We start from the raw sequence: 26,066 nt of genomic DNA, 5'->3' as shown, positions 1-26,066 counted from the left end.
GAGCAGATACAGCAGCAGCCGCTGCCGTTTGACGGCGATGCCCGCCAGCCGGGAGGCCTCCGCGTTGCCGCCGACGTCCACACCGCGGGTCGGCTCGTCCAGCAGCAGCACCCGGCACCCGCGCAGCAGCCAGCGGGCGAGCACGGCCTTCTGCTGGTTGCCGCCGGAGAAGGTGCGCACCGGCCGCTCGGGGTCGTCGGGGCTGAGCCCCAGCTCACGGGTGTGCCGGCGGGCCTCGGCCCGCTCCCGCGACCGGTCGAGCCAGCCGCCGCGGGAGAAGCGGGGCAGCGAGGAGACGGACACGTTGCGGGTGACGGACTCCAGCATCAGCAGCGCCTGCGACTTGCGCTCCTCGGGTGCCAGCCCGATACCGGCGCGTACGGCGGCCACGATGCTGCCGGGGCGCAGCGGCTTGCCGTCCACCAGGACCCGCCCGGCGGTGGGGCGGCGGGCGCCGTACAGCGTCTCCAGCAGCTCCGAGCGGCCGGATCCCACCAGCCCCGCCAGGCCGACGATCTCGCCGGGGCGCAGCTCCAGATCGAGCGGCTCGAACTCGCCCTGGCGCGCCAGTCCTTCGGCCACGAGCACCGGCTCGGCAGGCGGTACGTCGTCGACCGTCGGCTCGGGGAAGGCGTACTGCACGTTCCGGCCCGTCATCCGGGCGACGAGCTCCTCGGTGGGCGTGGTGCGCGCCGGCAGGTCGCGCGCCGCCACCCGGCCGTCCTTGAGGACGGAGACACGGTCGCCGATGCGGCGGATCTCCTCCAGCCGGTGGGAGATGTAGATGACGGCGACGCCGTCCGCGGTCAGATCCCCCACGATCCGGAAGAGGTTGTCGACCTCGTCGGGATCGAGCGCCGCCGACGGCTCGTCCATGATGATCAGCCGTACGTCGTGCGAGAGGGCGCGCGCCATGGACACGACCTGTGCGCCGGCCGCTGAGAGGGAGCCCACCAGCGCCGCCGGATCGATCTCGGGGTGTCCGAGCCGGGCCAGCAGTTCAGCGGTGCGGGCCCGCGCCTCGCGGGGGCGGACGATACCGCGGGTGGCGAGCTCGTGGCCGAGGACGACGTTCTCGGCCACGGACACGTGCTCCACCAGGTCGAGTTCCTGGTAGATGGTGGCGATACCCAGCCGCATCGCGGAGACCGGACTGGTCAGCCGCACCGGCCCGTCCTGCCAGGTGATGTCGCCGCTGTCGGGCTGGTGGGCGCCGGCGAGCACCTTGATGAGCGTGGATTTGCCCGCCCCGTTCTGGCCGAGCAGGCAGTGCACCTCGCCTTCCTCGACGTCGAGGTCGACACCGTCGAGCGCACGGACACCGGGGAACGACTTGGTGATCGAGGACATCGTCAACAGGGGCATGCAGGACCTCCGTCCCAGGGGGCCGTACGGGACTCGCTGTGCGGTAGCGGTGCAGGGCGAAAGCGGGCGGTGCAGGGCGCTGCGCTGTGCGTCGTACTGGTGTCGTACTGGTGGGGCGGGATGGTGCTGGTCGGTGCCGCGTGCCGTGGGGGGGCTGTGCCGAGTGCTGTGCCGGGGGCGTCGGCGGAAAGCGCCGACGACGGAGTGCGCTACGCGGGCGAGAACAGGTGGTCGCTGGTGAGCCGGGCCGCGCCCGTCACCCCCGCGACCTGGCCCAACTCGCCCAGGACGATGGGAAGGTTGCCGGTCGCCAACGGCAGCGACTGGCGGTAGACCTGGGTGCGGAGGCTGGCGAGCAGGGTGTGGCCCAGCCCGGTGACACCGCCGCCGATGACGACCAGGCCGGGGTTGAAGAAGCTGACGAGTCCCGCGATGACCTGGCCCACCCGGGCGCCGCCGTCGCGGATGAGGTCGAGACTGGTGCCGTCCCCCGCGGAGGCGGCGGTGGCGATGTCGGCGGCGCCGAGGCGGCCGTTGTCCTCCAGCAGCCGGGCCAGTTCCGGCGAGCGCCCCTCACGGGCCGCCGCCTCGGCGTCCCGCGCCAGCGCGGCTCCGCCGAAGTAGGCCTCCAGGCAGCCTCGGTTGCCGCAGGCGCACTGGCGGCCGTCGGGTTCGACCTGGATGTGCCCGATGTCGCCGGCGCTGCCGGTGGTTCCGCGGTGCACATCGCCGCCGACGACGATGCCGCAGCCGATGCCGGTGCCGATCTTGACGCAGAAGAAGTCGCGCACCGAACGGGCGACTCCGGCCTGCATCTCGCCCATGGCCATCAGGTTCACATCGTTGTCGACCATCACCGGGCACCCCAGCTCCTGGCTGAGCGCCTCCCGGACGGGGAAGCCGTCCCAGCCGGGCATGATCGGCGGCGCCACCGGCACACCCTCCGGGAAGCGGACGGGGCCGGGCACCCCGATACCCGCGCCGTCGAACCCCTCGGCGACCCCGCTGTCCCGCAGCTTGGCCACCATCGCCAGCACCTGGTCGAAGACCGCGACCGGTCCCTCGCGGACGTCCATCGGCTGGTTGAGATGGCCGAGGATCTCCAGCTCGGGGTTGGTGACGGCGACGTCGATGGAGGTGGCGCCGATGTCGACGCCCAGAAAGCGGAGTCCGGGTGCGAGCCGGATGTTGTGCGAGCGGCGCCCGCCGCGCGAGGCGGCGAGACCGTCCGCGACGACCAGCCCCGTCTCCAGCAGCCGGTCGACCTCGACGGCCAGCTTGGAGCGGGACAGGTCGACGCGGTCCCCGAGTTCGGCGCGCGACCTGGGGCCGCCGTCACGCAGCAGGCGGAGCAGCCGCGCCTGGTGCGCGTTCGCGGGCCGTGCAGTCATGCGCCTCACCGCTACCCCTCCAGCCGTCCGTGTCGGCGTCGCGTCCGGGAATGCACGGGGAACGTAGCAGTGGCGGCCGGGGTTGGGAAGAAGTTCTGCATGAACTGGTTCGACTTCTTCCCGAGAATGGACAAAGGCTCGGCGCACGGAACGCCGAGGGTTCCATTAGGGTCGGACCATCGGAGGTTCGGACCACCGGGGTGAGGTCATGGGCAGGGTCACAACACGACGCTCCGTCATCCGGATCCGGGACGGCGCGCTCAGTACGCGCCCCGACACCCTCGTCACCGAGGAGCCCCTGGAGATCCGCCTCGACGGGAAACCGCTGGCGGTCACCATGCGCACCCCGGGCGACGACTTCGCCCTCGCGGCCGGCTTCCTGGTCAGCGAGGGGGTCATCGCCTCCGCGGCCGACGACCTCGCCGGGATCGTCTACTGCGACAGCGCCCGCGACGAGGACGGCGTCAGCACCTACAACACCGTCGACGTACGCCTGGCGCCGCACGTACCGGCGCCCGACCTCGGCACGCTGGAGCGCAACGTCTACACCACGTCCTCGTGCGGACTGTGCGGCAAGGCCAGCCTGGAGGCGGTGCGCACCACGGCGCGCTGGGAACTCGACGGCGACCGGCCGCTGGGCATCGGCACCGAACTGCTGGCCCGGCTGCCGGACCGGCTGCGCGCCGCACAACGGGTCTTCGACCGTACGGGCGGACTGCACGCGGCCGCCCTCTTCTCGCCCGACGGCGAACTCCTCGACGTACGGGAGGACGTGGGCCGGCACAACGCCGTGGACAAGCTGGTGGGCCGCGCGGCGCAGGACGGCGCACTACCGCTGCGCGACGCCCTGCTGATGGTCTCGGGCCGCGCCTCGTTCGAGTTGGCGCAGAAGGCCGTGATGGCGGGCATCCCGGTACTGGCCGCCGTCTCGGCCCCCTCGTCGCTCGCCGTCGACCTGGCCCAGGAGACGGGCCTGACCCTGGTCGGCTTTCTGCGCGGCGCCTCGATGAACATCTACGCGGGCGCCCACCGGCTGTCCCTCCCGGTGGGCACCGGCTGACGGCTCCACCGAGCACCGTCGCGGGCCGGTGCGGTCCGAGGGCCCGTTCGCGGCCGACGGTACTGACGGGCCCGTTACGCGCCCGGCCGTAGTCTGCCGCTCGTGAGTGCGCGGGGGGAGAACGAGGACGGGGCGCGGCGGCGGGCCGTGCGGGCCGCCAGGTTCGGCTGTGGCGCCCTGCTCGCGGCGCCGTTCCTGCTGGTCGCCGTGCTCATCGCCATGTATCTGATCCAGCGTGCGGTCCCGGAGGACTATCCCGAAGCCGAACCGGAGGTTGTGGCACGCAGGATCACGGGCACCTCGGCCGAGCTGGTGCGGGTGCTCGACCTCGGCGGGCCGACCGTCGACGGGTGGGGCGGTCAGTGGCGCGGCCAGGACCCGGCGGTCGATGTCGGCCCCGCCTTCTGCTATCCCGACGGCCTGGAAGGCGCCCTCGAGGAACCGGTCGCCGACGCGTTCTTCCTGTCGCACGCCTGGCAACTGGAGCACGTCCCCGAGGCCGAGGCGCGGCCCGCGATGCGCCGCGCCGCCGGGTATCTGCGCCGGCACGGCTGGCACGTCACCGTCCGCGAGGACACGGGCTCGCACCAGAGGCTGCGCGCCGAGCAGGACGGCGACACCGTGGGCCTGTACTGGACCTTGGCCGGCGAGCACGGGGCCGGGACGCTGGAAGGCCGGGCGTGGTCACCGTGCACCTACGACCCGACCCCGCACGGGCAGCTTCCGCCGCTCTGACCGACGCGGTACCCGCCCCGGGTCTCGCGCGTTCCGCCCCGTCCAGGCGACGCCACATCTGTCACACCTACCCCCAGTAACCCTCGTGTCCCGCAAACAGTCCGATTCGGCTCGCGAAGGTTCCGTGCAGAAACCGGACGGGTCGGGAAACGACCTCGCGGCCATCCGTGAGCACGTCGACGAACTGTCCCAATTGACCGACTGACCTGCGTCGACACCCCTCCCGATCAACCTGCCCGATCGGATACGGTCACTCGCGCAGTGTCACATGTCACTGTGCAGTCGAGGAGCAGAGTCTTTGCGCGAGTTCACCGTTCCGGCCCTGGCAACGGCACCTCAGGTGGGCGGGGTGGCCGATGCCGTCTTCGCGCACGCCGACCAGACCCCCCACCTGCCGCTACTGGCGCGCAAGGACGCGGACGGCACCTGGCAGGACGTACCGGCGGCCCGGTTCCGGGACGAGGTGGTGGCGGTCGCCAAAGGGCTGCTGGCCCAAGGCGTCCGGTTCGGGGACCGCGTCGCGCTGATGTCGCGTACGCGCTACGAGTGGACACTGCTGGACTTCGCGCTGTGGGCGGTCGGCGCCCAGCCCGTCCCCGTCTATCCGACCTCCTCGGCCGAGCAGGTGGCGTGGATGCTGCACGACGCCGAGGTGACGGCCGCGGTGGTCGAGCACGAGGACCATGCGATGACCGTCGGCTCGGTGGTCGACGGCCTGCCGCGGCTGAAGAAGCTGTGGCAGCTCGACGCGGGCGCCGTGCAGGAGCTGATGGCCGCCGGCGCGCATCTGGAGGACGAGGTCGTCCACCGGCACCGGCTGGCACTCACCCCGGACACGGTCGCGACCGTCATCTACACCTCCGGCACCACCGGCCGCCCCAAGGGCTGTGTGATCACGCACGCCAACTTCATGGCCGAGACCGACAACATCATCGCCCGGTACGACCGGGTCTTCAGCGCCAAGGCCGGTGAGCAGGGCTCGCTGCTGCTGTTTCTGCCGTTGGCCCACGTCTTCGGCCGCATGGTGGAGGTCGCGGCGGTACGCGCCGGCCTCAAGCTGGGGCACCAGCCGCAGATGTCGGCACGGGCGCTGCTGCCCGACCTGGCGGCGTTCCGGCCCACCTTCGTCCAAGCGGTGCCGCACCTGTTCGAGAAGATCTTCCAGGGCGCGCGCCGCAAGGCCGAGTCCGAGGGGAAGCTCGGCCCGTTCGACAAGGCCGTGGACGTGGCGGTCCGGTACGCCGAGGCGGTGGAGCACAAGGCGTTCGGCACCGGCCCGGGCCCCGGCACCTCGCTGCGGATGCAGCATCAGCTCTACGACAAGCTCGTCTACAGCAAGCTGCGACACGCCCTGGGCGGCCGGTGCCGGTACGCCATGTCGGGCGGCTCGGCGATGGAGCGGCGGCTGGGGCTGTTCTTCGACGGCGCCGGCATGCGGATCTTCGAGGGGTACGGGCTGACGGAGACGACGGCGGCGGCCGTCGCCAACCCGCCCGAGCGCCCCCGCTTCGGCACCGTCGGCCAGCCGGTGCCCGGCACCACCGTGCGGATAGCCGAGGACGGTGAGATCCTGTTGCGCGGCGGCCATGTCTTCGGCGGCTATCTGAACAACGCGCGCGCCACCCAGGCCGCTCTGCGGGGCGGCTGGTTGGCCACCGGTGATCTGGGCACCCTGGACGACGACGGCTATCTGACCATCACCGGTCGCAAGAAGGAGATCCTGGTCACTTCGAGCGGCAAGAGCGTCTCCCCCGGCCTGCTGGAGGAGCGCGTGCGCGAGCACCCGCTCGTCGGGCAGTGCGTGGTGCTGGGCAACGACCGGCCCTACGTATCGGCGCTGCTCACCCTCGACCAGGAGGCGGTGCAGCACTGGCTCGCCATGCGGGCCAAGCCGGAGCTGGACCCGGCCGAGCTGCTGCGGGACGAGGATCTGGAGACGGAGATGCGCAGGGCGGTCGTCGCGGCGAACACCCAGGTCTCCCAGGCGGAGTCCATCCGCACGTTCCGCATCCTGGCGACGCCCTTCACCGAGGAGGACGGGCTGCTGACACCCTCGCTCAAGCTGCGGCGGGCGGCGATCGAAATGGCGTACGCGGCGGAGATAGAAGCGCTGTACCAGGGCTGAAGCGCCGGTGGGCCGAGCGGGCCACACTTCACCCGAACGCGTGTTCGACCTGGAACAGGTGTCCGGCTCCGGGCGTTCACCCAGGGGCGGAACACGCGCCGACAACGCAGAACGACGAACGAACGTAAGGACCCATCGCGTGAGCAACGTTCCCACCACCACGCTCAACAACGGCGTCACGATGCCCCAGCTCGGCTTCGGCGTCTGGCAGGTGCCGGCCGACGAGGCGGCAACGGCGGTGACCACGGCGCTGGAGTCCGGTTACCGCAGCATCGACACGGCGGCGGCGTACGAGAACGAGGAAGGCGTGGGCCGCGCCATCGCCCAGTCCGGCCTCCCCCGCGACGAGCTGTTCATCACCACCAAGCTGTGGAACGCCGAGCAGGGGTACGACACCGCTCTGCGCGCCTTCGACGCCTCCCTCGACCGGCTCGGTCTCGACTTCGTGGACCTGTACCTGATCCACTGGCCGATGCCGGACGTCGACAAGTACGAGGACAGCTGGCGCGCCTTCGAGAAGATCTACGCCGACGGACGCGCCCGCGCCATCGGTGTCTCCAACTTCCAGCCGACGCATCTCAACCGGCTGATCCAGCTGGGCGGCACCGTGCCCGCCGTCAACCAGATCGAGCTGCACCCCCGGCTGCAGCAGTCCGTGCCGCGGGCCTTCCACGCCGACCACGGCATCGCCACCGAGGCGTGGTCCCCGCTCGGCCAGGGCGGCGACCTGCTCGACGATCCGGCGCTGGGCGAGATCGCCGCCAAGCACGGCAAGACCGTCGCCCAGGTGGTGCTGCGCTGGCACCTCCAGCTGGGCAACGTGGCGATTCCCAAGTCGGTCACGCCCGCCCGGGTGCGCGAGAACATCGACGTCTTCGACTTCGAGCTGAGCGGCGAGGACATGGCCCGAATCGCGGAGCTCAACACCGACACCCGGCTGGGCCCCGACCCGGAGACCATGAACTGGCTGGGCTGACGGCTCAAGGGCCTGCCGGCCCAGGCCGCCGTCGGCGAACCGTCCCCGGCGGCCCTCAGCTCGCCCCGTGGCCCGGCGCGATCTGCTCGATCCGCCGGGCCAGGGCGATGTCCAGCTCGGTGATCCGACCGCCGACACTGTGGGTGTTGACTGTGACCGAGAGCGAGTTGTAGCCCAGCGTCAGCTCGGAGTGGTGGTTCAGCTCCTCCTGGATCGCCGCGATGTGCAGGGCCATCGCGGCGGCCGGGAGGTGGCCGGCGAGGGAGTAGGAGCGGGAGACGCTGTCTCCGTCGGTCGTCCAGTGCGGAAGGCCGGACAGCGCCTGCTCGGTCTCCTCTGGGGTCAGCGGCTGGGGCGCCATGGAGTTCCCTTCCTCGGGTCGGCTGCGTGATCCTCTCGCGGACCGTCCTACCGTCCGTCCACGACCCCAGCGTGCCACGCGGGTTCGGTTACCGTCTGGTCCATGACCGCTGCGACCGAAGAGCCCGAAGGCACCCCCACCGTCGGAGTGCTGCTGCGCGACTGGCGCGAACGCGCGGGGCTCAGCCAGCTCGAACTGGCGCTGCGCGCCGACTCCTCCGCACGCCACATCAGCTTCATCGAGACGGGACGCACCGCGCCGAGCCGCGACATGGTGCTCAAGCTGGCCACCACGCTGGACGTCCCGATACGCGAACGCAACACGCTGCTGCTGTCGGCGGGGTTCGCCCCCGCCTTCGCCGCGACCCCGCTGGACGACCCCGCTCTCGACCAGGTACGCGGGGCGCTGGAGCGGATGGTCGCCGCCTACGAGCCGTACCCCGCGCTGGTCCTGGACGGCTGCTACACGGTGGTGGCCGCCAACCAGGGCATAGCGGGGCTGCTGGAGGGGGTGGCGCCGCGGCTGCTGGAGCCCCCGCTGAACGCCATGCGGATCACCCTGCACCCCGAGGGCCTGGCCCCCCGCATCCGCAACCTCGCCGCCTGGCGGGGCCATCTGCTGGACCAGATGAGCCGGCAACTGGCCCTGCACCGCTCCCGGGCGCTGCGCGCCCTGCACGACGAGGTCGCCGCGTATCCGATGCCCGAACCGGTCAGCGACGGCGACACCGCACACCCGGCCGATCCCGTGGAGTCCCGCTTCGCCCTCCCCATGGTCATCGAGCACGGCGGGCAGATCCTCTCGTTCCTCTCCACCATCGCCACCTTCAACACGCCCCTGGACGTGACCGTCTCGGAGCTGGCCGTGGAGACCTTCCTGCCGGCCGATCCGGCGACCGCCAAGGCGCTGCACGGCACCGGGTGATCCACTAGCGTCCGGTCCCATGTCAGAACATGAGCGGCCCCCGCACAACAAGACCGGCAGTCTCACCCTGCACATCGGCAACGAGGAACTGGTCATCCGGCAGCGCTACGAAGCGGCCAGCATCGCCAACGACGTTCTGATCGCGGTCTGGTTCCTGATCGGCAGCATCATGTTCTTCTCACCGGAGTGGACCCGTACCGGTACCTGGTGCTTCGTGTTCGGCAGCGTAGAGCTGCTGATCCGCCCCCTCCTCCGGCTGACCCGCCAGCTCCACCTCCGCAAGGCGCACCATGCGGCGCCCGGCACGGCCGCCTCCGACCAGGACTACTGACCGTCCCCTACGGGCCGCTCCCCGACCGGCTCTCCGGGATCTCCCGGAGAGCCGGGTGTAGCTAGCTACACCCGACCAGGAGGCCAGACCCCCACCGCGACAGGCATGCTGCCCGGCTGTCGGCCCCCGCCCGTACCCGGAAGGCTCATGGGTATGACGACAGCGATCGACGCCCCGCAGCCGAGGACCGTCCCGGACCCCGGCCGCACGCCCCGCCGCGCATCCGCCGGCGGCTCCCGGAGTGGCCGGCAGGGCAGCGACTTCTCCGAGCTCTCCGCCCGGATCTCGGCAGCCGGACTGATGAACCGCAGGCCGCTCTACTACGCCGTACGCCTCACCCTGGTCGGGGTGGCCTTCGCCGCCGGCTGGGTGGCCGTGTTCGCCGTGGGCACCTCGTGGTGGCAGCTGGCCGTCGCCGCGTATCTGGGCGTGGTCTACGGCCAGCTGGCGCTCGTCGCCCACGACCTGGCCCACCGCCAGGTCTTCCGCGGCCGCCGGGCCAGCGAACTGTTCGGGCGCGCGGTCGGCAACCTGTGCATAGGCATGTCGTACGGCTGGTGGATGAACAAGCACACCCGCCACCACGCCAACCCCAACCACGAGGACCTCGATCCGGACGTCGCCCCCGACATCCTCGTCTGGTCGCGGGAGCAGGCGACCGAGGCGCGGGGACTGCCCCGGTTCATCGGACGGCACCAGGCCGCGCTGTTCTTCCCGCTGCTGACACTGGAGGGGTTCAACCTGCACGTCTCCAGCTTCCGCGCGCTGCGCCAACCGCATCTGAAGCGCAAGTGGCTGGAGGGCGGCCTGCTGCTGGTGCACACCGCCGCCTACCTGGTGGCGCTGTTCTGGGCGCTGCCGGCCGGTATGGCCTTGGCGGTCCTCTTCCTGCACCACGCGGTCTTCGGCGTCTACCTGGGCAGCATCTTCGCGCCGAACCACAAGGGCATGCCCACCCTCAAGGGCGACGAGCGGCCCGACTTCCTGCGCCGCCAGGTGCTCACCTCCCGCAATGTGCGCGGTGGGCTCCTCACCGACGTGGCGCTGGGCGGCCTCAACTACCAGATCGAGCACCACCTCTTCCCCAGCATGCCGTCCCCGCACCTGCGCAAGGCGCGCCCCCTGGTTCGCGACTACTGCGCCGAGCTGGGCATCTCCTACCACGAGACGGGGCTGGTCGCCTCCTGGCGCGAGGCGATGCGTCATCTGCACGACGTGGGCGCCCCGCTGCGCGAGGACTCCCCCGCCCCGAAGGCGTAACCCTCTCCTGGCGGGCCTCCGGCGCGCAGCCGGGGGCCCTTCACCGGGGCCCCTTTCACAGATGGGGTGCTGCCGGCAGGGGTTCCGCCCCGTGGGGGGCTGCCAAGTGATCGGCGCCCCCGAGAACGCGCGGCTCGGCGGACTCGGCGAGCCAGCGCCGCAGCACCCGGTGCACGGCCTCGGCGCCGACCAGCTCCTCCCCCGGCTCCACCGGCGGCGACAGCTCCAGCGGGGACAGCAGGAATGCGTAGCTCTGCTCACCGCCCAGCCCGCCGTGCGAGCCGACCTGCTCCTCGAAGGCGTGCACGGCGCCGGTTTCGGGGTCGAACGCGGAGTTGACCATGATGTCCGCGGCGTGCGGGAACCGCGCCGTACGCAGCACCGCCGCCGCCGCACCCGGCCCGAACGGGGCCAGCGGATCGCGCCGGCCGACCACCTCGCCGGTCTCCAGCCGGTACTCGCACCCACCGGAGCCCAGCACCACCGGACCGTGCTCGGCACTGTGCACCAGCACGAAACCGATGCCCGGATGCTCGGCCAGCGTGGGCAGCAGCGCGGGGCGCAGTTCGTCGACGCGCTCCCGGGTCAGCCGCCCGGGGTGCTCGGGGACGGAGATCAGCCCCAGGTTGCCGGAGGCCAGCACGACGGGCCCGGTGTCGCGCCGCGGCTTGCGGGGCGCCTCCTGGCCGGACTCCTCGGGGCGGCGCCGCGCGGCACGGGCCGCCGCGCGTGCCTCCGAGCCGCTGGCCGTACGCCCGGCGCGGCGGGGCACCTGGAGCCCGCTGCCCGCCCGTACCAGGTCATCCAGCGACAGCCCGTATGCCTCCTCGAACGTCTCCCCCGGGCTCTGTCCGTGGTCGGAGAGCAGCACGAGCCGGTAGGGGCGTGGGGCGCGCTCGGCGACCTTCGCGATGAGCCGCACCGATCTGTCCAGCCGGCGCAGCACCTGCCGGGTGTCGCGGCCACGCGGCCCGGAGTGGTGTGCCACCTCGTCGTAGCCGACCAGGTCGGCGTAGACGGCGGTACGGCAGCTGAGCATGTCGCCGAGCACGGCGGCCACCACCACGTCCCGCTCGACGACGGTGGCGAAGGCCCGGATGAACGGGTACAGCCCGCCCCGGCCCACCCGCGGCCGCTCGCGGCGCAGCAGCGCACGCGTGGACTGGACGATCTCGCGGAACACCTCGGCGACGAACGAGACGGCGGTCCGGGTGGCGTTGGCGGGGTCGGAGAAGTAGGCGAAGTAACCGGCCCGGGACCGGGTCTCCTTGCCTCGGCGTGCCGAGACCGACAGCACCAGCGCCACCTGCCGGGCGCCACCGGTGAACAGGTTGCCGCGACTGGCGCCGCCCTGCGCCAGCAGCCCCAGATCACCGGTGCGCTCGACGGCACGGCGCTGGAGCTCGGCGGCGCTGGTGGGCCGGTTGCTGACGACGACCTCGCCGGTCTCCTTCTCGTACCAGCGGAAGGCGGGCACGTCCTCGTTGCTGCCGTGCAGGATGCCCAGCTGGCTGGCGCCGGTCTGGCTGGACCAGTCGGTGCGCCAGCGGGTGAGCCGGTGAGTGCGCCCGTACAGCTCGGCCACGGCGGGCATCAGCGGTTCGCCGCCCTCCGGGGCCTCCAGCGCCTCCTTGAGCACCGCGTGGCCGAGCCCGTCGAGCTGGAGGAAGACCGTGCCCGGTGTGCTCGGCGGTGCGCCCTGCCCCTCCCTGCGCCTCCTGCGGCCCGCGATCCGGGCGAGCCGGTGCCGGTAGGCGCGGTCGTCCCGTACCACCAGGAAGGCGTTGGTCGCCGAGGAGGCGGCGGACATGACGGCGGCCACCACGACGGCCATCGACGGATCGGCACTCCCCCTGCCGTAGGGGATCAGGGACAGTGCCAGCCACAGCAGCGAGCCGTTGAGGAAGAAGACGAGCAGCCCGAGGACGAGGGCGGGCACCAGCAGGAAGGCCCGTACCAGCAGCGGCCACACCAGTGCGCTCAGCAGCCCGAAGGCACCGGCGCCCGCTGCGGCGGTGATACCGATCACGGTGGCGCTGTCGCCGCCGCGGGACTGGAGCTGGAAGTCCGGCAGCACCCCGGCGAGCACGAGCATCGTGAGGGTACTCACCAGCCAGACGGCTCCGACGCGCAACGAGGCGGCACCCAGCCTGCGCCACGGTATGCGGGAGACGCGCACGTCCGTCGGGTCACCTCCCTCACGGCTGATGGGACAACCTCCACTTTTGCACAGTCTCGTCCGCGGGCAGGACGGCGCTCGAAGCGTTCGGAAGGCTCGGGAGGAAGTGCATGCCCGGAACGGGCGACGGGCTCGGAACGACAGGGGCGGTGCGGTCCTGGCACCAAGGCGGCGGCACGGGCGCGCCGGTGCACGCTTAGGCTCGTAGGTGCCCTGTGCAGCCCGGACGGCCCCGAGGAGGATGAGCGCACGTGCCGGTCGAGGTCACCTGGTGGGGTCACGCCACCGCCACCGTGCGGGACTCGGGGGTCACGGTGCTGACGGACCCGCTGCTGGTGCGCCGCCTGGCTCATCTGCGCCGCAGGCGCGGCGCGCTGCCGCCGCCGGACGCGGTCCGGGCCGATCTGGTGCTCGTCTCCCATCTGCACGCCGACCATCTGCATCCGGGGTCGCTGGCCATGCTGGCTCCGGGCACCCGTGTCGTCGTCCCGCGCGGCGCGGTGCACGCGGTGCCCGGGCTGCGGCGGCTGGCACCGCTGCTGCGGCTGACCGAGGTGGTCCCGGGCGACGAGGTCGCGGTGGGCCCGGTGACCGTAAGGGCGGTCCCCGCCGCGCACGACGGGCGGCGGCTGCCGGTGGGGCGGCAGGTCTCACCCGCGCTGGGGTTCGTCGTCTCGGGCGAGGAGCGTACCTACTTCGCCGGTGACACCGGGCTGTTCGACGGGATGGCGGAGGCGGTCGGCGACGTGGACACGGCACTGCTCCCGGTCGGCGGCTGGGGGCCCTTCCTCGGGGAAGGGCACCTGGACGCGCGCCGAGCCGCCGAGGCGCTGACCCGGCTGCGCCCGCGCAGCGCGGTACCGGTGCACTTCGGCACCTACTGGCCGGTCGGTCTCGACGCGGTCAGACCGCACGAGTTCCATGCGCCCGGGGCCGAGTTCAAGCGGCTGGCCGCGCGGCCGGCACCGCAGGTGGCGGTGCATCTGCTGGAGCACGGGCAGAGCGTACGACTGGGGGCGAACAGGTGAACGGTACTGCGCTCGTGGACGGTCTGAGCGCGGTCGCCCACACCGTCTCGGAGGCGGTGGTACGCCCTCCAGAGTCCACCCAGCAGGCGTTGGGCTACCCCTCGCTGTTCCTGCTGGTGGTGCTCGGCTCGCTGGTGCCCGTCGTCCCGACCGGGGCGCTGGTCAGCGGCGCCGCCGTGGTGGCGCTGCACCAGAGCCTGCCGGTGTTCGCCCTGCTCGCCGTCTTCGGCGTCGCCTCGGTCGCCGCCTTCCTCGGCGACCTCGGGCTGTACTGGCTGGGCAAACGCGGGATCGGCTCCAAGAACGGCTCCCGCTGGCTGTCGGCGCTCCGCGAGCGGGCCGCACCCGAACGGCTCGCCCAGGCCGACGCACGGCTGCGCGAACACGGGGTGGCGGTGCTGGTCGTCTCCCGGCTGATCCCCGCAGGCCGCATCCCCGTGATGCTCGCCTGTCTGCTGTCCCGGATGCGGGTGCGGGAGTTCGCCCGCGGCGACGTACTGGCCTGTTTGGCGTGGGCCGCCGTCTACCAGCTCATCGGTGTCGCGGGAGGCTCCCTCTTCCCCCGCCCCTGGGAGGGCGTCGTCGCGGCCGTCGCGCTGACGCTGCTGGTGAGCTCGGCACCATCGGTGTGGCGCCGCCTGCGCGGGTCACGGGCCTAGAGGGAAGACCGCGGGTCGCCGGGCGGCGTGGGGGAAGGGACGGGGAGGCGTCAGGCGGGCTCCAGCACCCTGGAGGCCCCCACCGGGAGGTCCCACAGGTCCTCGCGAGGGCGTTCGGCCTTGCGCCAGGCTGCCCGCACGCGGATGAGCGGTTCCAGCGGGGGCTCGCCCGAGAGCAGGAAGGTGGACCAGTGCATGGGTGCCATCCGGCGCGCGCCCACGTCCTGGCAGGCGAGCACCGCCTCCTCGGGGTCGGTGTGCACGGGGCGCAGCATCCAGCGCGGGTCGTAGGCACCGATGGGCATCAGGGCCAGGTCGATGTCCGGGTAGCGGCGGCCGATCTCGCCGAACCAGTGCCCGTATCCGGTGTCACCCGCGAAGTACACCCGCTGCCCGTGCTGGTCGGTCAGCACCCAGCCGCCCCACAGGGAGCGGCAGGTGTCGGTGAGGGTGCGCTTGGACCAGTGGTGGGCGGGCACGAAGTCGAACCGCACCCGCGCCCGAGCCCCGGTCTTCGATTCGGTGGCGCCCCCGGCGGCGGGCAGTTCGGCGCCCTCCCACCAGTCGAGCTCGGTGACGGTGGTGAAGCCGCGCTTGCGGCACCACGCGCCCAGCCCCGCCGGTACGAACAGCGGGGTGGAGCGCGGAAGTCTGCGCAGCGTCGGGGCGTCCAGATGGTCGTAGTGATTGTGCGAGATGACGACGGCGTCCACCTTCGGCAGATCCTGCCAGGCCACGCCGACAGGGGTGATACGCGCCGGGGTGCCGAGGATCTTCCGGGACCAGACCGGGTCGGTCAGCACGGTCAGACCGCCGATCCGCACCACCCAGCTGGCGTGCCCCGCCCAGGTGACGGAGACGGTGTCGGGCCCGGGGTCAGGGATCGGGCCCGGCGCGAAGGGGAGCTTGGGGATCTCCTCGGCGAGCGCGGCGCCGATCGGCCGCATGGCGCCCTCGCGGGCGAGCCGGGCCATCGCGCGGACACCGGGCAGCGGGGAGGTGAGCCGGTCCGTGAACGACCGGGGCCAGATGCGGCGGGCCCCGACGGGGCGCGGCGGGGAAAGGGCCGGCGGCGGTGGCTGGACGAGCACGTCGGTGGGACCGCTACGGCCACCGCCCCCGGCGCAGGAGGGCCCCTCGCCCGGTGACGACGGCGCACCGTGCGTGGTGCCGCCGTTGGCGGGCGCGGGCCCTGCCGGTGCGGGTCCGGCCGCCGCGGGCGTTCCGGCCGGGGCTTCGGCCGCGGGGGTGGGGGCGGGAGCTCCGGCCGGCGGGGTCTCGGCCGTCTCGGGGGTTTCCGAGCCCGTGGCCCCGTCGGTCAGGGGGGAGCGCTCGGAGGGCTGCCCGGTCCGTTCGGTCATCTACTGAGGACTCCCATCCGTGAGGTCGACCAGCACCGACTGCACCTGTGCCAACGTCTCGGCCGCGCCCGGCAATTCCCCCGGCTCCGGTCGGGCAGTCGCCCCGGACCCTCCGGTGCCCACCGGCCGGTCTGCGGCCCGGTCGGCGGCGGGGAGGGCGGCGGCCGGCAGTTCGGTGGTCAGCCGCACCCGCAGCTCGTGCGGGTCGTCGCCGAAGCGGTGCCCGCCCAGCGCGTACGGGCCCAGCCGCCGCACCAGCTCCGCCTCCAGCCCGGCGGCGTCGGTGATACCGCGCCGGGCCAGCCGGGGCCGGAACGGATCGAGGTCGGCGTACAGATGTCGTCCCAGGTGCGGGGGACGGCAGAGCGCGCCCGCCCCGGTGACCGCCTGGTGCAGCGCGCGGGCCAGTCCGCCGTGCAGCCGGGCCGCCTCGGCACGCCGGGACAGCAGCTCGGCGGGCTCACGCAGCGCCTCGGCGGCGGCCTCCGCCGCCGGGCCGGGCAGGTCGGCGCGGAGCGCGGCCAGCACCTCGTGCACCCGTTCACCGAGGAGCCGCCCGCGGCCCGTGGCGGGGACCCGGGCGATGGCGGGGGGCGGGCCGGGCCGTCGGGGCGCGGCACCGGCTCCGGTCCCGAACGTGGACTCGAACGCGGCCTCGAGGCCGGCGAGCACCACCACATGGTCGGCCCGACCCGCCTCGGTGAGCATTTCGGCAGGGCTGACCACGACGGTGTCGTGCGGATCGTGCGAGGTGTCCCGCCAGGTCTCGTCACTGACGATCAGCAGCCCCTCGGCGACGGCCGCCTCGCACACCTCGTGCAGCAGTTCGGGCGGCGGGGCCGTCCCGGTGACGTCGTCGGCGACGGAGAGCACCAACGCCTGCGGGACCTCGCCCGCCGCGCGGGTCCTGCGCACGGCCTCCAGCAGCGCGAAAGGATCCGGGATCCCGCCGCACTCCACGGGCACCGGCACGGTGTGCACCGCCCGGCCGAGCAGCCGCGCCTGCTCCGCGTACCAGGGCGGGCACGGATGCGGGAGCAGCACACCGCCGGTCCCCCGCTCGCCGGCACCTCCTCCGGTGCCCGTGCCGGCTCCGGCCGCCGCGGCCAGGACGGCGAGCAGCAGCAGAGGGCCACCGGGCGCGACGGCGACCTGCGCGGGCTCGGTCGGCAGCCCGCGCCGGTCCCAGTAGCCGCACGCGCCCTCGCGCACAGCGGTCGCCGACGGCGCCGCGCGGGGACCCGCGCTGTCCGAGTCGCCCTGGTCCGGCCGCATCCGTCTCAGCCTCCACCGCTTATCTGACAACCTTTCTTGCGTACACCTTGGCAGACGGCGGTGACACCGGCAGCGGCGACACGTGCGCTCCTGCGCGCGTGCCGCCCGCGTGTGCGTCGCGGCTCAGGCAGCGGCGGGGGCGTGGGTGCGGTGCCCACGCGGGGTCCGGGTGGCCTCGCGGCGGTGCGGCCCGTGCCGCACGGCGCCCTGCCGGGTCTTCTCCCGGTGGGCCGTCTCGTGCCGCGCCGGCTCGCGGCGCACCGTCTCCCCCTCACGGCGGGACCCCTCGCGTTCGAGCCGCCGGTCGTTCTCGACCTCTTGGTGGATACGGCGGCAGGTGCGGCTGATGAGCCGGGAGACGTGCATCTGGGAGATGCCGAACTGTTCGGCGATGCGGCTTTGGGTCATGTCGCAGAAGAACCGCATGTAGAGGATGCGGCGTTCACGCTCCGGCAGCCGTGCGAGCCGTGGTTTGACGGCCTCGCGGTAGACGACCTGGTCGAAGCCCGGCTCGCGGTTGCCGAGCGTGTCGGCGAGAGAGTAGCCGTCGTCGGCACCGGGCATCTCGGCGTCCAGGGAGAGCGTGCTGTAGCTCTCCAGCGCCTCCATGCCCAGCAGTACGTCCTCCTCGCTGAGGCCGCAGTGCTCGGCGATGCGCCGCACGGACGGGCTGCGCCCGTCCAGGGAGTAGCTGAGCTCGCGCTGGCTGTTGCGCACCCGGTTGCGGAGTTCCTGGATCCGCCGGGGTACGTGCAGCCCCCACATGTGGTCGCGGAAGTGCCGTTTCACCTCGCCGACGATGGTGGGGATCGCGAAGCTCTCGAAGGCGCAGCCACGGGAGATGTCGTAGCGCGCGACGGCCTTCACCAGTCCCAGCGCCGCCACCTGTTCGAGGTCTTCCAGTGCCTCACCGCGGTTGCGGAAGTGCCTGGCCAGCCGCCCTGCCATCGGCATCCAGGCCCGCACCACGCGCTGGCGGAGCTCTTCCTTCTCGGGTCCTTCGGGCAGTTCGGCGATGCGTCGGAACTCGGCGGTGGTGTCGGGGGCGTCGTCGTGGGGGTGCTTGGAGCGTGTCGTACGAACGTTCATCAGCTGTGCTCCCGTAGCGGTCGCGTCGTCTGACGGTCACCGCGGCAGCGAAGGCACGTGCGGGGGACCGAGGCGCACAGGTCGCTCCCGCGGAAGGTGCCTTCTTTCCGAAGCACGAGTGTGCGGGTGCCCGACCCGTCGAACCGCAAACCCGGCCGCGGCGATCCGTCCACGGAACCTCCACCCGACATCCGCACCGCCGCCAGGATCGCCAACTGCCTTTGTCCGCACGGGTGTCGGCCGGGCCGCACGGGGTACGTCGTCCCCTCCCGCAGGGCGAGAGACGAAGAGGCGAGGCCATGACGTCCAAGGAAGAGGGCCCACAGACGGAGCGGTTGGTGAGCGACGTCATGACGCCGGCGGCGACGACCGTGCGCCCCGACGCGACCCTGGTGGAGGCCGCGCAACTGATGCGGGCACAGGAGATCGGCGACGTGCTGGTCGTCAAGGACGGCAAGCTGCTGGGGCTGCTCACCGACCGGGACATCACGCTGCGCGCGGTGGCCGACGGCGTGGATCCGCTGAGTGTGAACTGTCTGTCGGCCTGTACGCCCGCCCCGGTGACCGTCACACCCGGCACCCGGATCGAGGCGGCGGCGGAGCTGATGCGCACCCATGCGGTGCGGCGGCTGCCGGTACTGGAGGACGGCAGACTCGCCGGGATGGTGAGCCTCGGCGACCTGGCGCAGGCGAGCGATCCCGGCTCGACGCTGGCCCACATCAGCCGCCGCGCGCCGGACACCTGGTCCGAGGAGGGCGCGGCCGGCCGACGGTGACCGGCACCCGCTCCTCGACCCGAGAGCGAGAGTAAGAGTGTCCACATTTCGGAATCTTCTTGCTCGCATGGCAAGACACCAGGCTACAGTGCGTGCATGGCACACGAGACCGCCGTGTACACCCACGGCCACCACGAGTCCGTCCTGCGCTCGCACCGCTGGCGCACCGCCGCCAACTCCGCCGCGTACCTGCTCGACCAACTGCGCCCGGACCACCGTGTCCTCGACATCGGCTGCGGCCCCGGCACGATCACCGCCGACCTCGCGGCGCTGGTCCCGCAGGGCTCGGTCACCGGGCTGGACGCGGCGGCCGGGGTGCTGGAGCAGGCGCGCGCGACCGCGGCGGAACGCGGCGTGGCCAACGTCGGGTTCACCACCGGCGACGTGCACGCGCTCGACTTTCCCGACGACTCCTTCGACGTCGTCCACGCCCACCAGACCCTCCAGCACGTGGGCGACCCGGTGGGTGCGCTGCGTCAGATGCGGCGGGTATGCGTACCCGGCGGAGTGGTGGCCGTCCGGGACGCGGACTACGGGGGCATGTTCTGGTATCCGCAGACGCCCGGTATGGACGTCTGGCTGGATCTCTACCGCCGGGTCGCACAGGCCAACGGGGGCGTTCCGGATGCCGGACGACGGCTGCACGCGTGGGCGCGCGAGGCCGGCTTCGACGATGTCACCGTCACCACGAGCACCTGGTGTTTCAGTACCCCGGAGGAGCGTGCGTGGTGGAGCGAGCTGTGGGCGGACCGCACCGTGGCCTCCAGCTATGCCGCCGTCGCCGTCGACGGCGGCCTGGCCACCGAGAACGGGCTGCATGAGATCGCCGAAGCGTGGCGGGCCTGGGGCAGGGAGGCCGACGGTTGGTTCACCGTCGTCCACGGCGAGATCCTCTGCCGGGTGTGAGAGCCGCCGACGCGGCACCGCACGAGTGCGCAACTGCGCACGTGGACCCCGTGGTTCGGCACGGCGGGCGGCCCCGCTCTAGGGTGGGGCCATGGATATTCTGGGGACCTCGCTGCGCATCTGCGTCGACGATCTGGACGCCGCCGTACCGGTGTACGAAAGACTGGCAAGCGCGGAGGCGATGCGCTTCCAGAACGGCCCGGTGGAGGTCGCCGCCGTCGGCCCCTTCTTCCTGATGAGCGGCCCCGAGGAGCACCTCAACGTGCTCAGCAAGGTCAAGGCGACCCTCGCGGTGCAGGACGTGGACGACGCGCTGGCCGATCTGCACACCGTGGGAGCGCAGGTCATCGCGGGCCCCAAGCCCACCCCCATCGGCCGCAACCTGGTCGCCCGCCACCCCGACGGCAGCGTCTTCGAGTACGTGGACCGGAAGCAGGGGGCAGCAACCGAGCAGTAGCCCCCCGCGCGATCCGTCAGGGCCGCATCCGGAAGTCGTAGCGGGCAGGGAGGGGATCGGCTGTCAGCGCCGCCCAGGTGTCGCTCAGCACCTCCTCGCCCTCCCGCAGATCCTCCACCTCGAAACCGGCGTCGAAGAGCGCCCGAGCGCCCTTGACGTCGCCCTGCGCCAGCAGCACACGGGCGCGCAGCAGTTGGCAGCGCCCCCGGGCGCGCAGTTCGTCACAGAGCCCGTCCAGCACGCTCTCGGCGTCCCCTGCGCGGTCCTCGGCCAGCAGCACCTCGACCGCCTCCCGCGCGAGCGCGGCGAGTGCCGCGGCACCGAGGGGGTCGTCGGCGTCGAGCCGTTCGCCGGCGTCCCGCACGGCCGCCATGTAGCGCTCGGCGGCGCGGGCCCCGTTCCCGTCCTGCTGGTCGGCGACGGCCAGACAGCGCAACGCGGGCCAGTACACGCCCTGTTCGAGGGACCGCTCCCAGCTGCGGACCGCCTGCGAGCGGTCACCCGCGTGCCACTGCGCCACACCCAGGTGATGATCCAACTCGCGCCGGGCCGCCTTGCCCGCCGCGTCCACGGTCGGCTCCGCGTCCGCGGACTCCAGCAGCTCACGCCATTCGGCCGCGACCAGCGTGGGCCCCGGAGGCACCTGATCAGGGCCGCACGGCAGGGTGCCGGTGTGCAGCAGTTCGCGCCACGGCCGCTGCTGGGCACCGAGCGTCCCGGGCGGGAACGGTGTACCCGGAAGAGTGAAGCCGGCGCGCTCCACCTCCAGCGCTCCCCACCCCGAACCGCACGCCAGCCACCCGTCCGTCGGCCCGCCCTCCGGTTCGACGTCCGCCTGCGGCCGCCATGCCGCGTAGGCCGCCTCCACCGCGCCGCGCGGCAGCGCCTCCTCCAGCCGCCGCTCGGTGTGGGTCCGGGCGGCCGACCAGTCGGCGCCGTGCACCGTCTCGGCGTCGGCACTCAGCGGCCCGTACGCCTCCAGCCAGGAGAACTCGCCGCCCGCCTCCAGCGGCAGATGTTCGAGCTGGGTACGGGCGAGCCCCGCCTGGATCTCCACATAGCCGGGCGTGCCCGGTTCGGTCAGCCACTGCTGCCAGCGCCTGCCGCCGGGTCCGGCGCCCCAGACGAACAGCTTGCGGCCGCGCAGCAGATCCGTCGAGGTCTGGACGAGCCCTCGGCCCTTCTCGTCGAGCGAGGCGATCCACTTCCGGGAGCTCTCGGGCACCTCGTAGAAGTAGTCGGCGGGAAACCGGCTGTGCAGCGGGTAGGTCAGATCGGTGCCCTCCCACTCGGGCACCGGTATCCGCCGCAGCCTGCGCTCGTACGCGAAATACCAGGTCTCCTCGGCAGGGGCGAGGACCCGCGCCCCCGGGTCCTCGGGCACGGCGATGTTGGACCACCAGTAGACCGGCACCGTGCGGTGGTGCGGGTTGCGGACGCGGACCCCGACGTACAGGAAGTCCGACTCCTCCGGCAGCCACAGGTCCACCTGGAACGGGGTGTCGCGCAGCCGCTCCCACTCCCACAGCCGCACCATCGCACCGTCCCCGCCCGGCGCGGGCACCCGGGCCGCGTGCAGCGGAGCGCAGGAGAGCGTCGTATGGCCGGTCGCGCCGATGTTCCACTCGACACCGCCGGAGAACCAGGCCCCGTTGAGGGCGAAGTCGGCGGGCTGCAGCACGGGGTTCACATACAGCAGTTCCCGCGCGGTCGGCTTGTGGAAGAGGGAGGCGAGCCGGCCGCCGAGACCGGGGTGGACGGTGGCGCGCAGCCGGTCGTTCTCCAGAACGAGCGTGTCGAGCCGGGTGTGGGTGCGCTGCCGCCCGTAGCCGTCGAGAACGCGGGTGGGCAGCACCGAACGCAGCGGCCCGTACCCGACCTGCCGCGCCATCCCGGGCGGCAGCGCGGCGCGGTCCGCCTCGGTGAGCGTGTGGGCCTCGTCCAGCGGCAGCAGTGCGGGCAGCGGATTCTCGGGGCCGAGCGGCGCGGCGGGCAGGGTCCGGGTGCTGCGTCGTACGGTCGTGGCCACGGCAACCTCGCTTCTTCCATACGTCGTCAACGGGCGCCGCCGCCTGACCGGGACCCCCCGATGACCATGGAACACGCTCCACTGCCCACGCGCCAGATCCTTTCGGCGGCATCGGCAGCCGCATCCAGCCCGTACGGCTGCGCCACGCTGCGACTGCAGACGCAGATGCGAGGCCGACGCCGATGCGGCTAGGACTCCAGATACCGCAGGACCGCCAGAATCCTTCGGCTGTAGCCGGTGGTCTGCGACAGCTCCAGCTTGTCGAAGACAGCACCCAGGTTCTTCTCCACCGCGCTCAGCGAGATGTGCAGCTTCTGCGCGATGGCCGTGTTGGTGTGCCCCTGGGCCAGGGCCTCCAGAACGCTGCGCTCCCGTGGGGTGAGGCGGGCCAGCGGATCTCCGTGCGTGGTGCGGAAGACCAACTGCCGCACCACCTCAGGGTCGATGACGGCACCGCCCGCGTGGATGCGCTCCAAAGCGTCCAGGAACTCCTCGACCTGTGCGACGCGGTCCTTGAGGAGATACCCCACCCGTTCGGCGTTGGCCGACAGGAGTTGAGCCGCGTAGTTGCGCTCGATGTGCTGCGAGAGCACCAGTACGCCGACCTGCGGCCAGCGCTCGCGGATCTCCAGCGCCGCCCGCAGGCCCTCGTCGGTGTGTGTGGGAGGCATCCGGATGTCGAGGACGACCATGTCCGGCTGCCGCGCCGCCATCTGCGCCAGCAGCGGTTCCGCTTCGCCGAACGCGGCCGGTACCTCGTGGCCCTCCTCGACGAGCAGCCGCACCAGCCCCTCCCGCAACAGGGTCGAGTCCTCGGCGATCATCACGTGCATGGCAGCTCCGCGGTAATGGTGGTCGGTCCTCCAGGGGGGCTGTCGACGTGCAGCGCGCCGTCGAGCGCCGCCACCCGGCTGCGCAGGCCCCTCAGCCCACTGCCGAGGGGATCGGCTCCGCCTTTGCCGTCGTCCTGGACACGCACCACGAGCACCCGGGGAAGGCCGGTGCCGGGACGCCGGCGAAGCGTCACTCCCACGGAGACGGCCGTGGCACCGGAGTGCTTGGCCGCGTTGGTCACCGACTCCGACACCACGAAGTACGCGGCCGTCTCCACGGGCTGCGGCAGCGGCTCCCCGACGTCGAACTCGATGCGCACGGGGACGGCGCACCGCTCGGACACCCCACCGAGCGCCTCGTGAAGCCCCAGGCTGTCCAGCGCCGAGGGGTAGATCCGCCAGGCCACTTCGCGCAGCTCGGTGACGATGTCCTGCGACTCCTGGTGCGCCTGGCGCAGCAGCGCTTCGGCCTGCCCGGGATCGCGGCCCCTGCGGGCGCGGCCGAGCAGCATGGCGAGCGCCACCAGGCGCTGCTGCATCCCGTCGTGCAGATCCCGCTCGATACGACGGCGTTCGGCGTCCACCGCGTGCACGACGGCCGCCCTGCTGGTGGCCAGTTCATCGATACGGCGCCGCAGCAACTCCCGCTCCGAGGGTCCGAAGCACTCCCGGGCGCTGCGTGCGTCCAGCTTGCTGAGCGAGCGGAGCCCCTGGATGTCGAGGAAGAGCAACACGCCCCCGAGGAGCAACTGCACCAGCAGATCCTCCACGCCGAACGCGCCCTGCACCGTCCGCAGCGCCGTCAGACCCGCCAGGGTGACGCCGAAGCCCAGCAGAAGGAGCACCACGGCGCACAGCAGTCCCGTACCACTGCGGACGGCGAGATAGCGCAACAGCTTCTGGCCGGACACCCTGTAGTGCTCGGGGAAGCGGTCGCCGAAGAAGACGGACCGGCGGGCCCGTTCCACTCCCGAGAGCCCCCGCGCTCCAGCCGTGAGCCGGCCGAGGGCACCGCCGCGGGTGGCCGGCCACAGCAGGAACGGGCCGAGAGCGGCACCGGCGAGGACGAGGTACGCGAAGCCGAGCAGCGCCGTGCAGCAGCCGAGGAGGACGCCGAGCAGCCTCAGCGGCCAGGGGGCGGGTGCGGCGGCGCTCACCTCGGCGTCCACTCCCCCGGCTTCCACTCCCCCGGCATCCCGCACGGGGTCGGAACCCGGTACCGGCCTGCGGCCGGGACGGTGGCGCTCGGAACCGGCGTGAACAGCCATCAGACGCGGCGGTGCTTGGCACGGCGGTGGCCGCGCACCCGTACGGTCACGTACACCGCGAGGGCGAGCACCACCAGCACCAGCACGGCCTTGGAGACGATCCCGACGTAGGTCTCCACCAGGTCCCACTGGTCACCCAGCCAGTAACCGGCCAGTACCAGGACGGAGTTCCAGATCAGACTGCCCAGCATGGTCAGCGTGACCATCACGGGCAACGGCATGCGCTCCACCCCGGCCGGAATGGAGACGAGACTGCGGAAGATCGGCACCATACGGCCGAAGAAGACCGCCTTGGTGCCGTGCTTCGCGAACCACGCCTCCGTGCGCTCCAGGTCGGACAGCTTCACCAGCGGCAGCTTCGCCCAGATGGCGCGCATACGGTCGCGGCCGAAGAGCCTGCCGATCCAGTACAGGACCACGGCGCCCACGACCGAACCGAGTGTCGTCCAAAAGAGCGCCGACGCCAGACTGAGCACCCCCTGGCCGGCGGCGAACCCCGTCAGCGGCAGGATCACCTCGCTCGGCAGCGGTGGGAACAGATTCTCCAGCGCGATGGCCAGGCCGGCTCCGGGACCGCCCATGGTGTCGACGAGGTCGGCGGCCCAGCCGGCGATACCGCCGGCCGGCTCGCTCGGCAGGGCCTGGGAGGTGAGATGCACAGAGGTCTCCACGAAGATCTTCACGGGCGGGTTCTCAGGGGGCACGGCACGGGTGACGCCTGCCGGGCAGCGGCTCCGCACAGCGGCGGCGCCGCCGTCGGGTCGCTCCCGGAGCCGGTTTCCCGGGGCCGGAGCCCCGATGCCCGCTACGCTAGGAACCCGGGTTCGCCGCCGGTATGGGGATCGCCGTCGGACCCCTTCCGGTTCCCCGCATCCCGCACCGTGCGGAAAACCGCAGCACCGCCGCTGCCCTCACCCGGCCTCGTGGGTCGTGCTCTGCCGCAGCGCGCCGGCGGCGGAATAACCGGCGGGTGCCGGAAGATCGGTCAGGCGCCAACCGGGGACCGGCGCCGGCTCGTCCAGGGCGCTGACATACGTGACGGAAGGGTCCTCGCCGAGCCCGGTTCCCGTGCCTTTGAGATACGCCTCCTTCCGGGTCCAGCAGCGTGCGAACACGGCGGGCAACGCGGTGGTGTCCTCGACCGCCGCCAGCTCGGCCTGCTCGCGGGGGTGCAGCGCGGTCATCGTCTCGCGCGCGGAGGCGACACTCGGGTACTCCTCCACGTCCACGCCCACGGGCACGGCGGCGAACGCCAGCATCACGACATCCCCCGCGTGCGAAAGGGAGAAGTGCACCGGATCGCCGGGCACGGTCGGTCTGCCGTGCGGGCCCCCGCACACGGGGCAGTCCGCACGGGTCAACCGCACCTCGGCCGGGTCCAGCTCCAGCAGCGCGCCCAGCTCCCTGCGCAACGCCAGATGCGCCACCAGATAGCGCTCACGGTCGACAGGGCGGATGAACGCCGCCGCACGCTCCCGCTCCTCCCGCGAGAGCGGTGCCAGAGCACCGGAGGCCCTGGTCTCGGCAGCGTGCTCGGAGACGCGGAGCACATGGATGGCGGGAGAGCGGGCGGGATCGTCGATGCCGGGTACGACGCTCGTCATGTCGCGACCGTACCCGAACGGGGGACGGCGGCGCTGCCGCGCCCTCGCGTTCCCGCGAACCCCGGAGGACCCCG

At 72.5% G+C, this 26,066-nt stretch carries 24 protein-coding genes; 12 read left to right on the top strand and 12 right to left on the bottom strand.

The window, feature by feature from the left end; translation table 11 throughout:
• The coding region (locus KBY19_RS09195) for a sugar ABC transporter ATP-binding protein (protein ID WP_210965564.1) at positions 1-1,365 on the bottom strand (1,365 nt) is incomplete at its 3' end.
• Between the two features lie 209 nt (positions 1,366-1,574).
• Positions 1,575-2,756 carry an ROK family transcriptional regulator gene (locus KBY19_RS09190; RefSeq protein ID WP_210965563.1) on the bottom strand — a complete coding sequence of 394 codons (1,182 nt, stop codon included), beginning with the start codon at positions 2,754-2,756 and terminating at the stop codon, positions 1,575-1,577.
• Positions 2,757-2,964: 208 nt separating this feature from the next.
• Between KBY19_RS09190 and fdhD the strand changes: the two genes are divergently transcribed.
• The 4 genes from fdhD (at position 2,965) to KBY19_RS09170 (ending at position 7,652) form a co-directional block, all read left to right on the top strand.
• A complete protein-coding gene (gene fdhD / locus KBY19_RS09185; RefSeq protein WP_210955683.1) occupies positions 2,965-3,816 on the top strand; it encodes a formate dehydrogenase accessory sulfurtransferase FdhD in 852 nt (283 codons plus the stop codon).
• A gap of 102 nt (positions 3,817-3,918) precedes the next feature.
• Complete coding sequence (locus KBY19_RS09180; RefSeq protein ID WP_210965562.1) at positions 3,919-4,551, top strand: hypothetical protein; 633 nt, start codon at positions 3,919-3,921, stop codon at positions 4,549-4,551.
• Positions 4,552-4,849: 298 nt separating this feature from the next.
• Positions 4,850-6,676 carry a long-chain fatty acid--CoA ligase gene (locus KBY19_RS09175; protein ID WP_185018435.1) on the top strand — a complete coding sequence of 609 codons (1,827 nt, stop codon included), beginning with the start codon at positions 4,850-4,852 and terminating at the stop codon, positions 6,674-6,676.
• A 139-nt stretch (positions 6,677-6,815) separates the two neighbouring features.
• Positions 6,816-7,652: an aldo/keto reductase gene (locus KBY19_RS09170; protein WP_099885087.1), complete on the top strand. Its 837-nt coding sequence runs from the start codon at positions 6,816-6,818 to the stop codon at positions 7,650-7,652.
• Between the two features lie 55 nt (positions 7,653-7,707).
• Here the strand turns inward: KBY19_RS09170 and KBY19_RS09165 are convergent, their stop codons facing one another.
• Positions 7,708-8,013 carry a 4a-hydroxytetrahydrobiopterin dehydratase gene (locus KBY19_RS09165; protein ID WP_099885086.1) on the bottom strand — a complete coding sequence of 102 codons (306 nt, stop codon included), beginning with the start codon at positions 8,011-8,013 and terminating at the stop codon, positions 7,708-7,710.
• 102 nt (positions 8,014-8,115) lie between these two features.
• Between KBY19_RS09165 and KBY19_RS09160 the strand changes: the two genes are divergently transcribed.
• The 3 genes from KBY19_RS09160 (at position 8,116) to KBY19_RS09150 (ending at position 10,528) form a co-directional block, all read left to right on the top strand.
• The gene (locus tag KBY19_RS09160; RefSeq protein ID WP_099885085.1) at positions 8,116-8,937 is read left to right on the top strand and encodes a helix-turn-helix domain-containing protein; all 822 of its coding nucleotides are present in this window, start codon (positions 8,116-8,118) and stop codon (positions 8,935-8,937) included.
• A gap of 19 nt (positions 8,938-8,956) precedes the next feature.
• Positions 8,957-9,268 (top strand): YrhK family protein, encoded by a 312-nt coding sequence (locus KBY19_RS09155; RefSeq protein WP_099885084.1) that lies wholly within the window; start codon positions 8,957-8,959, stop codon positions 9,266-9,268.
• 153 nt (positions 9,269-9,421) lie between these two features.
• On the top strand, positions 9,422-10,528 hold the full coding sequence (locus KBY19_RS09150) for an acyl-CoA desaturase (protein ID WP_099886880.1): 1,107 nt from the start codon (positions 9,422-9,424) through the stop codon (positions 10,526-10,528).
• A gap of 55 nt (positions 10,529-10,583) precedes the next feature.
• On the opposite strand, the gene KBY19_RS09145 is transcribed toward KBY19_RS09150, so the two are convergent.
• The gene (locus KBY19_RS09145) at positions 10,584-12,707 is read right to left on the bottom strand and encodes a phage holin family protein (protein WP_210965561.1); all 2,124 of its coding nucleotides are present in this window, start codon (positions 12,705-12,707) and stop codon (positions 10,584-10,586) included.
• A gap of 251 nt (positions 12,708-12,958) precedes the next feature.
• Here KBY19_RS09145 and KBY19_RS09140 point away from each other — a divergent pair, with 251 nt between their 5' ends.
• Complete coding sequence (locus KBY19_RS09140) at positions 12,959-13,735, top strand: MBL fold metallo-hydrolase (RefSeq protein WP_210965560.1); 777 nt, start codon at positions 12,959-12,961, stop codon at positions 13,733-13,735.
• Positions 13,736-13,758: 23 nt separating this feature from the next.
• Positions 13,759-14,394 carry a DedA family protein gene (locus KBY19_RS09135; RefSeq protein ID WP_247690784.1) on the top strand — a complete coding sequence of 212 codons (636 nt, stop codon included), beginning with the start codon at positions 13,759-13,761 and terminating at the stop codon, positions 14,392-14,394.
• 50 nt (positions 14,395-14,444) lie between these two features.
• Here the strand turns inward: KBY19_RS09135 and KBY19_RS09130 are convergent, their stop codons facing one another.
• The 3 genes from KBY19_RS09130 to KBY19_RS09120 form a co-directional block, all read right to left on the bottom strand.
• The gene (locus KBY19_RS09130) at positions 14,445-15,755 is read right to left on the bottom strand and encodes an MBL fold metallo-hydrolase (RefSeq protein WP_247690773.1); all 1,311 of its coding nucleotides are present in this window, start codon (positions 15,753-15,755) and stop codon (positions 14,445-14,447) included.
• Complete coding sequence (locus tag KBY19_RS09125; protein WP_099885081.1) at positions 15,756-17,030, bottom strand: aminotransferase class I/II-fold pyridoxal phosphate-dependent enzyme; 1,275 nt, start codon at positions 17,028-17,030, stop codon at positions 15,756-15,758. It lies immediately after the preceding gene.
• Between the two features lie 123 nt (positions 17,031-17,153).
• The gene (locus tag KBY19_RS09120) at positions 17,154-18,119 is read right to left on the bottom strand and encodes a SigB/SigF/SigG family RNA polymerase sigma factor (RefSeq protein ID WP_099885080.1); all 966 of its coding nucleotides are present in this window, start codon (positions 18,117-18,119) and stop codon (positions 17,154-17,156) included.
• Positions 18,120-18,418: 299 nt separating this feature from the next.
• Between KBY19_RS09120 and KBY19_RS09115 the strand changes: the two genes are divergently transcribed.
• The 3 genes from KBY19_RS09115 (at position 18,419) to KBY19_RS09105 (ending at position 20,258) form a co-directional block, all read left to right on the top strand.
• Positions 18,419-18,895, top strand: coding sequence for a CBS domain-containing protein (locus KBY19_RS09115; RefSeq protein ID WP_210965559.1), 477 nt, complete (start codon positions 18,419-18,421; stop codon positions 18,893-18,895).
• Between the two features lie 96 nt (positions 18,896-18,991).
• Entirely contained in the window at positions 18,992-19,801 is an 810-nt protein-coding gene (locus KBY19_RS09110) for a methyltransferase domain-containing protein (protein WP_210965558.1), read from the top strand.
• A 91-nt stretch (positions 19,802-19,892) separates the two neighbouring features.
• Positions 19,893-20,258, top strand: coding sequence for a VOC family protein (locus tag KBY19_RS09105; RefSeq protein ID WP_209211923.1), 366 nt, complete (start codon positions 19,893-19,895; stop codon positions 20,256-20,258).
• Positions 20,259-20,274: 16 nt separating this feature from the next.
• Here KBY19_RS09105 and KBY19_RS09100 read toward each other — a convergent pair whose 3' ends face one another.
• The 5 genes from KBY19_RS09100 to KBY19_RS09080 form a co-directional block, all read right to left on the bottom strand.
• A complete protein-coding gene (locus KBY19_RS09100; protein ID WP_210965557.1) occupies positions 20,275-22,287 on the bottom strand; it encodes a DUF5107 domain-containing protein in 2,013 nt (670 codons plus the stop codon).
• Between the two features lie 188 nt (positions 22,288-22,475).
• Entirely contained in the window at positions 22,476-23,120 is a 645-nt protein-coding gene (locus KBY19_RS09095; RefSeq protein ID WP_180289797.1) for a response regulator transcription factor, read from the bottom strand.
• Entirely contained in the window at positions 23,111-24,388 is a 1,278-nt protein-coding gene (locus KBY19_RS09090) for a sensor histidine kinase (RefSeq protein WP_210965556.1), read from the bottom strand. The genes KBY19_RS09095 and KBY19_RS09090 overlap by 10 nt, the downstream gene beginning before the upstream one ends.
• Positions 24,388-25,047, bottom strand: coding sequence for a DedA family protein (locus tag KBY19_RS09085; RefSeq protein WP_210955827.1), 660 nt, complete (start codon positions 25,045-25,047; stop codon positions 24,388-24,390). Before KBY19_RS09085 ends, KBY19_RS09090 begins: the two co-directional genes overlap by 1 nt.
• Positions 25,048-25,299: 252 nt before the next feature.
• A complete protein-coding gene (locus KBY19_RS09080; protein ID WP_210955690.1) occupies positions 25,300-25,992 on the bottom strand; it encodes a 4'-phosphopantetheinyl transferase superfamily protein in 693 nt (230 codons plus the stop codon).
• Positions 25,993-26,066: the final 74 nt, after the last annotated feature.

This window comes from Streptomyces sp. B15 (assembly GCF_018070605.1).
GTDB lineage: Bacteria > Actinomycetota > Actinomycetes > Streptomycetales > Streptomycetaceae > Streptomyces > Streptomyces smyrnaeus.
The sequence above is the reverse complement of the archived record's forward strand: the minus strand, read 5'-3'. Positions and strand labels throughout refer to the sequence as shown.